This is a genomic window from Micromonospora sp. NPDC005163 (genome assembly GCF_053599835.1).
In genome coordinates this window covers 22,023-28,623 of the sequence record NZ_JBSFYP010000077.1, presented here as the reverse complement: position 1 = coordinate 28,623, position 6,601 = coordinate 22,023, and the positions used below count along the sequence as shown (strand labels likewise).

The window sequence follows — 6,601 nt, the reverse complement described above, 5'->3', positions numbered from 1 at the left end:
TCCGTAGCATCATCGTGCGGGCGTGGAAGCACTACCGGTGGGACACCCGACCCCGCAGCCCTCGCATCCGATGACCTACTGGCGGACGCTCTAAGGGGCCCTTCCTTTCACTTCGTCAGTAGACGCGGGAGCCGATGAAGTCGTCGTGACCGTAGCCGACCGGGTTGGCGGCGGTCCGGGGCTCGAACGACCACTGCTGCCGGGTGCTGGTGGAGCAGCCGGCCAACCGCAGCCGGGGACTGCCCAGCCACGGGTTGTCGAACGCCACGCAGAGGTTGCTGGCACCGGCCGGCTTGATCTGTTTGCCGGCGAAGACGAACTGCTGGGCGGGGGTGCCGTTGCAGTCGTAGATGTTGACCGCGGTGCCGGAGGTCAGCGACCCGTTCGCGATGTCGAGGCATCGGTCGTGGGACAGCTCCGAGTGCAACGACCGTCGGCCCGGGTCGTACCAGAAGCCCTGGTTACGCCCACCGTGGCAGACGTACGGCTGCTGGACGGTGCCGTTGCGGGAGTCGTACCCCTTGCCGTCGACACAGGTGCCGGTGGCCAGGTTGCGCAGCTGCTTGAACTCCAGCAACCCCGGGTAGAGCACGCCGCCGCCGGTGCTGGCCGGGTCGACGCAGCTGGCCCGATCCTGCCCCGAGTTCCAGAACTGGGTGATGCACTGGGCGAACATGCCGTGTCCGCGGGCGTTGGGGTGGAACGACTGTCGGGCGGCGTTCTCGTCCCAGATTCCCAACTCGATGTAGAGGCCGCGGACCGAGGTGTTGTCCGTGCACACCTCGTGGCCGTGGAAGAGCCGGCTGGCATCCAGGTAGCGGGTGCCGGTCTGGGTGGCCGCGGCGCGCAGCGCCGACTCGAACATCGGTACGGCCTTGTTCCGGGCGAACGCCGCGTCGGCCAGGTAGAGCAGGCAGCCGCCGGAGTACCAGCCGGGGAAGTTCGGGTTGTCCTCCACGTCCGGGCTGCCCGGGCTCGGGTACGACATGAGCACCAGCTCGTAGTCCGAGCGCAGGTAGCCGGCGTTGGTCATGGTCTGCCGGATGTCGTTGAGCGCGTCGACCACGGCCTGCCGACTGCCGTCGGTGCGGATCGTCCACTGGTCGGTGTAGCGCGGGTAGCAGGGGCCTTGGAAGAAGACCCGGCTGATCGCGCAGTCGGTGGCGACCGGGCCGAACTGGATGGTGCCGTCGCCGTTCGCGCCGACGACGACCCAGATGAGCTTCACGTGCGTGTTACGCGCCTTGATTCCCAGGTAGTCGCCCTGGTTCAGCTCGTTGTGCTGGGTCGGGCCGCCGGCGATCAGGTTCCACGGGGTGGCGCCGGAGCAGGCCAGGTTGTACTGCGCGTCCGAGGGGATGCCGGTGCGGAACAGCGCCTGGTCGTACGAGCGGTCGCACCAGTTGCCGGGTTCGTGGGTGCCGGGGACGTAGTTGCCGACCCCCTCACCGGAGATCTCGCTGTCACCCATGGTGATCAGCGTGGTGCGGCGTTGGTCGATCGGGCGGATCGCCGGGGTGCCGTAGAGGGCGGTCGCCTCGGCGGCCCGGATGGCCTCCAGGTTGGCGGGGAGTGGTTGGACGCTCGGCCGGTCGGCGGCGGTGGCGGGGGCGGCCGGTCCGGCGAGCATCGGCAGGACGAGAGCGGCGACGGCGACGGCGACGGTGAGAGCCCGTCGTCGGGTCGCGCGTTCGGGCCTGGCGGGGGTAGCAGGCATCGACGCACTCCTTTCGGCTCAATCGCGGGACGTCGATTGAGTTACCAGACGGTAACGTGCTGATCAACGGATGTGAATACGCTTCGGATCCTTGCGCGCGGGATGCAGAACCGCCCGGATCGGACGATCCGGGCGGCGTGGGTGCGGGGTGGGTGGTCCGGGCTCGCTGCGGGCGATGCGGTCCGGCGGTCAGCGGCCGGGCGGCAGCGCGTAACCGACGTAGCCGCGGAACTCCAGTCGCCAGCCGTTCGGGACCAGCTTGGCGCACGCCGGCTGGCTGCCGGTGCAGACGATCGCGTCCACCGAGGTGGGGTCGGCCGGCGGGCGTTCCGGCAGCACCGACTGCAACGCCACCAGGTCCGGCGAGCGTCCGTCCGGCTGCCGCAGCAGCAGCCACCACGGGTACTCCCAGTTGTCGTTCTGCTCCACCAGACCGATCCGGCGTGCACCGCTGCCGTGGACCGCTGCCGCGGCCCAGCGGAACTCGTCGGCCCACTGTGGGCGACGCAGGAACCGGGTGTCCCAGTCCGACGTGGTGAAGACCGATCCGCTGCCGACGAGCCGGCGTGGGAACCCGTACGACAGCGCGAGCACCCCGGCCAGCGCCGAGGTGGCCAGCACGCTGACCGCCGCCACCGTGGCCACCGACCGCCGCCCCCGGTCGGTCCCGGGCCTGTCTGCCGCAGCGCCGAACTGGCGGCGGAAGAGCGCGTCCAGCCACAGCCCGGCCAGCGGCACGGCGAGCACCAGGGCGTAGAGCAGCAGCCGGTTTCCCCACGGTTGCCACTTGATCATCGCGGTGTGCAGCAGCACGGTGGCCAGCACCACCACCGCGTACCCACGCATCGGCCCGGCCTGCCCCGGGTCGATCCGGCGCGGCCGGACGAGCGCGACCGCCACGCCGATCAGCGCCAGTGCTCCGGCGATCGGGTACGCCACCCGGTCCTCGTCCGGGTACCAGGCGGGCTCCGGAAAGACCTCCCGGCCGAAGGTGATCGCCCGGTCCTGCGGGTCGACGCCGATCAGGTCCGCCCCGCCGATGATCGCCTCGGCGCCCACCCGGCGCAGCGGCGCCAGCGGCGTGTCGAACGCGGTGTGCCCGATCCGTAGCGCGTTGACCAGGATCGACGGCGGGTCGTGTCGTTCCATCGGGATCGACTCGCGCAGCCGGGGTGGCCCCAGCGGATGCCCGAACTCGACGGTCACCCGGGCCAGGAACGGACCGACCACCGTGGCCGCGACCAGGAGGATCAGCGCCGAACCGCCGACGGTGCGCGCCACCGCGCCGGTCGGCCGCGGCCGACGCACCCCACCGACCGCCGTCGCGTCGGCCGGTGCCCGGTCGCCGGTCAGGGCCAGCCGGAGCTGGGCCAACCCCCAGAGCACCAGCAGCGGGCCGACAGCGATCAGGCCGCTGGTCTTGGTCACCGCGGTCAGGCCGGTGGCGGCGCCGAGCGCGAGCAGGGTGCCCCAGCCGGCACGGCGGCGCAGCCCGTCCAGCACCAGGGTGGCCGCGCAGGCCACCCACGCCGCGCAGACCAGGTCGGTCTGCGTGCTCGTCGCCTGCAGCACCACCATCGGTGTGCTGGCCAGTACGAACGCGGTGATCAACTGGGCCCGCCGGCCGCCGCCGAGTTGCGCGGTGATCCGCGCGGTCACCAGCAGGCAGGCCACCTCGGCCGCCCACTGCACCAGGTTGTGCAGTTGGTCCCCACCGGTGAGCAGGCGCAGGTGCAGCAGCAGATACTCGGCGCCGGGCGGAATGGTCACCTGCCGGTGGATGGCCGTGGCCCAGAAGTCGAGGTCGCCTTGGGCCACCCAGTGCTCGACCTTGGGCAGGTGGTACGTCTGCGAGTCGAAGTTGTTCGGCTCGGCCAGCAGCGCGATCAGCAACTCCAGCAGGACCAGCCCGCCGACCGTGCCGGCGAGCAGGCGCTCGCCCCGACCCGCCGTACGCCAGGTGTCGACCGCCCTGCCGAGCAGGCCGGCGGGAGTCCGATCGACCCGCCGCGGCGCGGGGTCACGCCCGGCTTCACCGCCGTCGGCGGGGGGGGCGGACGTTTCCGGGTCGGTGCCAGCGGCCACGGTGGCGCCGACCGCGACCGGCCGGGGTGCCGCGGCGGCCGGCTGCGCGAGCCGGGTCACCTGGCGCCACCGCAGCCCTGCGGCCGTCGCGGCGGCAGTCAGGAAGAGCAGCCAGGCGGCGACGAACGCCGGTCGGGTGAGCGCGTGCAGCGCGCCGAGCAACTCGACGACGAGCACCGCGTACGCGCCGGTGAGCAGGGTGGCGCGTACCACCGCGAGCCGCAGCGGTGCCACCGCGTCGACCCCGCGCGGTCTCGTGGCGACGGTGAGCAGGAGCACCGCGGCGGCAGGAACCGCCGCGAGCAGGGAGCCGGCAGCCGACATGGCGGAGAGTAAACACCATCCGGCTGAATCCGCCACGCTGACTGCCCGGTGGTGACGGCCGGCGTTCGGCCGACCAGCCAGGCTAGGCTATGCCCGACGTATTGTCGCCACCGTGGAGATTTCCGTGAAGCTCTCGATCCTCATGCCGGTCTACAACGAGGAAGAACGCATCGCGGATGCCCTCAAGCAGGCACTGGCGGTGGACTATCCGTGTGAGATCGAGCTGGTCGTGGTCGACGACGGCAGCCGGGACGGCACCGGCGAGATCCTGGGTTGCGCCGACGACGCCCGCCTGCGGGTCATCACCCACCAGCGCAACGCCGGCAAGGGCGCGGCCATCAAGACGGCGGTGGACAGCGCCGAGGGTGACTACATGGTCATCCTCGACGCCGACCTGGAATACGACCCACAGGACATCCCCAAGCTCCTCGACCCGGTGCTCGACGGGCGGGCCACCGTTGTCTACGGCAATCGCACCTTCGGCAGCCACAGCGCCTACAGCTTCTGGTACGTGATGGGCAACAAGGGCGTCACGATGGCGGCGAACGTGCTGTTCAACTCGTACATCGGCGACCTGGAGACCTGCTTCAAGCTGATGCCGGTGGCGCTCTACCGGTCGCTCGACGTGCGCTCGCGCGGCTTCGGCATGGAGGCTGAGGTGACCGGCAAGCTGCTGCGCCGCCGGATCCGGCCGTACGAGGTGCCGATCAGCTACCGGGCGCGTGGCCGGGAAGAGGGCAAGAAGATCACCTGGAAGGACGGCGTCGAGGCGATCTGGATCCTCGGCCGGGAACGCGCCCGCCGCCGTCCCACCACGCCGGCTCGCTGACCGCTCAGCGGCCGGCGGCCAGCAGCGCCCCGGCCAGGAAGGCGTCGACCGAACGGCGCAGGCCGGCACCGTCGAGCCCGTGCCACCGGTTGTGGTCCTCGGGCGAGCCGTAGCGGCGCAGATCCTTCCTCCCCACCCCTAGGGCCAGTAGCCGATGTGGCCGGTCCACCAGTGCCGCCGACACCACCTGGCTGGACGTGCCGGCCAGGTACGGCTCGACCAGGATCACCTCGGTTCCCGCCAGTGCCCGCAGCCCGGCGGTGTCGAACGGTCGCGGCCGGTGGGTGTAGGCCACGGTGACCGGCAGATCGGCGACGGCGGCCAGCGCCGCGTCCAGCACTGGCCCGACCGCCACCAGCAGCGGGGCCCCGGACCCGGCATCACGCACCACCGCGAGCGAGCCGTCGCCGCCGCGTGGCCGGTCGTTCTGCAGCACTGAGAGTCGCAGGTACGCCGAGCCGTCGCCGGCCACCGCGTTCCGCAGCAGCGCGGGCACCTCCCCCGGGTGGCCGGGGACGTGCACCGTCCAGCCGTGCAGGGTGTCGATCAGTGACACGTCCGCCGGGGACAGATGCGTCCGGCCGGATGCAGCGCGGTCGTACGAGCCTCCGACGCCGACCAGCACCGCGGACGCGTCCTGGTGGTCCAGGTCCAACTTGAGCTGCTCGTATGCCCGCTCGACCAGGAACGGCGCGTAGCTGTGCACGATCGGCCGCAGGCCGGTGAGGGCGAGCCCGCCGGCCACTCCGACCATCAGTTGCTCCCGGATACCGACGTTGAGCACCCGGTCCGGATGCTGCGCGGCGGCCGGGGCGAACGCGGCGGCGGAGATGTCGGCGAGCACCAGCGCGGTGTGCGGATCCTCGGCCAGCAACTCGGTGGTGGTGGCGGTGAAGATGTCGCGCATTGTCACTCCTTGGTCTTGGCGACCGCGACGACGACGTGCGGCCGGTCCCGGTGCTGGCTGGTGAGGGCGGTGTGCAGCGCGTCGTGGTCGTGTCCGTCGACGGTGGTGGCGGTCCAGCCGTTCACCGTGAACCGGGCCGCCACGCCACCCGGCCAGCCGTGGGTGGCCGAGTGGTTGTCGACAACCACGGCGGTCAGGCTTCCGAGGCCGGTGGCGCCGGCGTACGCGATCGCCTCGTGGTTCGATCCCTCGTCCAGCTCGGCGTCGCCGAGCAGCACGTACACCCGGGGGGTGAGCAGGCCCTGGGCTCGCAGCCCGAGCGCGGTGCCCACACCAAGGCCGAGACCGTGCCCGAGCGAGCCGGAGCCGATCTCCACTCCCGGCACCAGGGTCCGATCCGGGTGGTCGCCGAGGCGGCTCGCCGGACCGCCCTGGTCGTCGAGCCAGCCGGCGGGGAGGAAGCCCTTGGCGGCGAGCACCGCGTAGTAGCCGGCCACGGCGTGGCCCTTGGAGAGCAGGAACCGGTCCCGCTCGGGGTCGTCGATGGTGCCCGGGGTGATCCGCAGGACGCGGTGGTAGAGCATCCAGAGCACATCGATGGTGGAGTACACGTTGGCGCCGAACTCCCGGCCGGCGCGTAGCCGCTCCAGTGGGCCGGCCACCGGCCCCGGCACCAGCGGCATGGCCGCGTTGGTGGTGATCGTCGTCATGTGGATAGTCTGGGAGTTGAAGGGAACTT

At 71.6% G+C, this 6,601-nt stretch carries 5 protein-coding genes; 1 reads left to right on the top strand and 4 read right to left on the bottom strand.

The features are described from left to right. Positions 1–115: 115 nt before the first annotated feature. Together ACWD6N_RS32565 and ACWD6N_RS32560 are read right to left on the bottom strand one after the other, a co-directional pair. Entirely contained in the window at positions 116–1,717 is a 1,602-nt protein-coding gene (locus ACWD6N_RS32565; protein WP_450005925.1) for a ricin-type beta-trefoil lectin domain protein, read from the bottom strand. 189 nt (positions 1,718–1,906) lie between these two features. Then, entirely contained in the window at positions 1,907–4,126 is a 2,220-nt protein-coding gene (locus tag ACWD6N_RS32560; RefSeq protein ID WP_450005923.1) for a hypothetical protein, read from the bottom strand. A 124-nt stretch (positions 4,127–4,250) separates the two neighbouring features. Here ACWD6N_RS32560 and ACWD6N_RS32555 point away from each other — a divergent pair, with 124 nt between their 5' ends. Beyond that, on the top strand, positions 4,251–4,955 hold the full coding sequence (locus tag ACWD6N_RS32555; protein ID WP_354967225.1) for a glycosyltransferase family 2 protein: 705 nt from the start codon (positions 4,251–4,253) through the stop codon (positions 4,953–4,955). 4 nt (positions 4,956–4,959) lie between these two features. Here the strand turns inward: ACWD6N_RS32555 and ACWD6N_RS32550 are convergent, their stop codons facing one another. Both ACWD6N_RS32550 and ACWD6N_RS32545 read right to left on the bottom strand, forming a co-directional pair. Then, on the bottom strand, positions 4,960–5,862 hold the full coding sequence (locus tag ACWD6N_RS32550; protein WP_450005921.1) for a transketolase family protein: 903 nt from the start codon (positions 5,860–5,862) through the stop codon (positions 4,960–4,962). 2 nt (positions 5,863–5,864) lie between these two features. Beyond that, positions 5,865–6,572, bottom strand: coding sequence for a transketolase (locus tag ACWD6N_RS32545; RefSeq protein WP_450005919.1), 708 nt, complete (start codon positions 6,570–6,572; stop codon positions 5,865–5,867). Between the last annotated feature and the right edge of the window lie 29 nt (positions 6,573–6,601).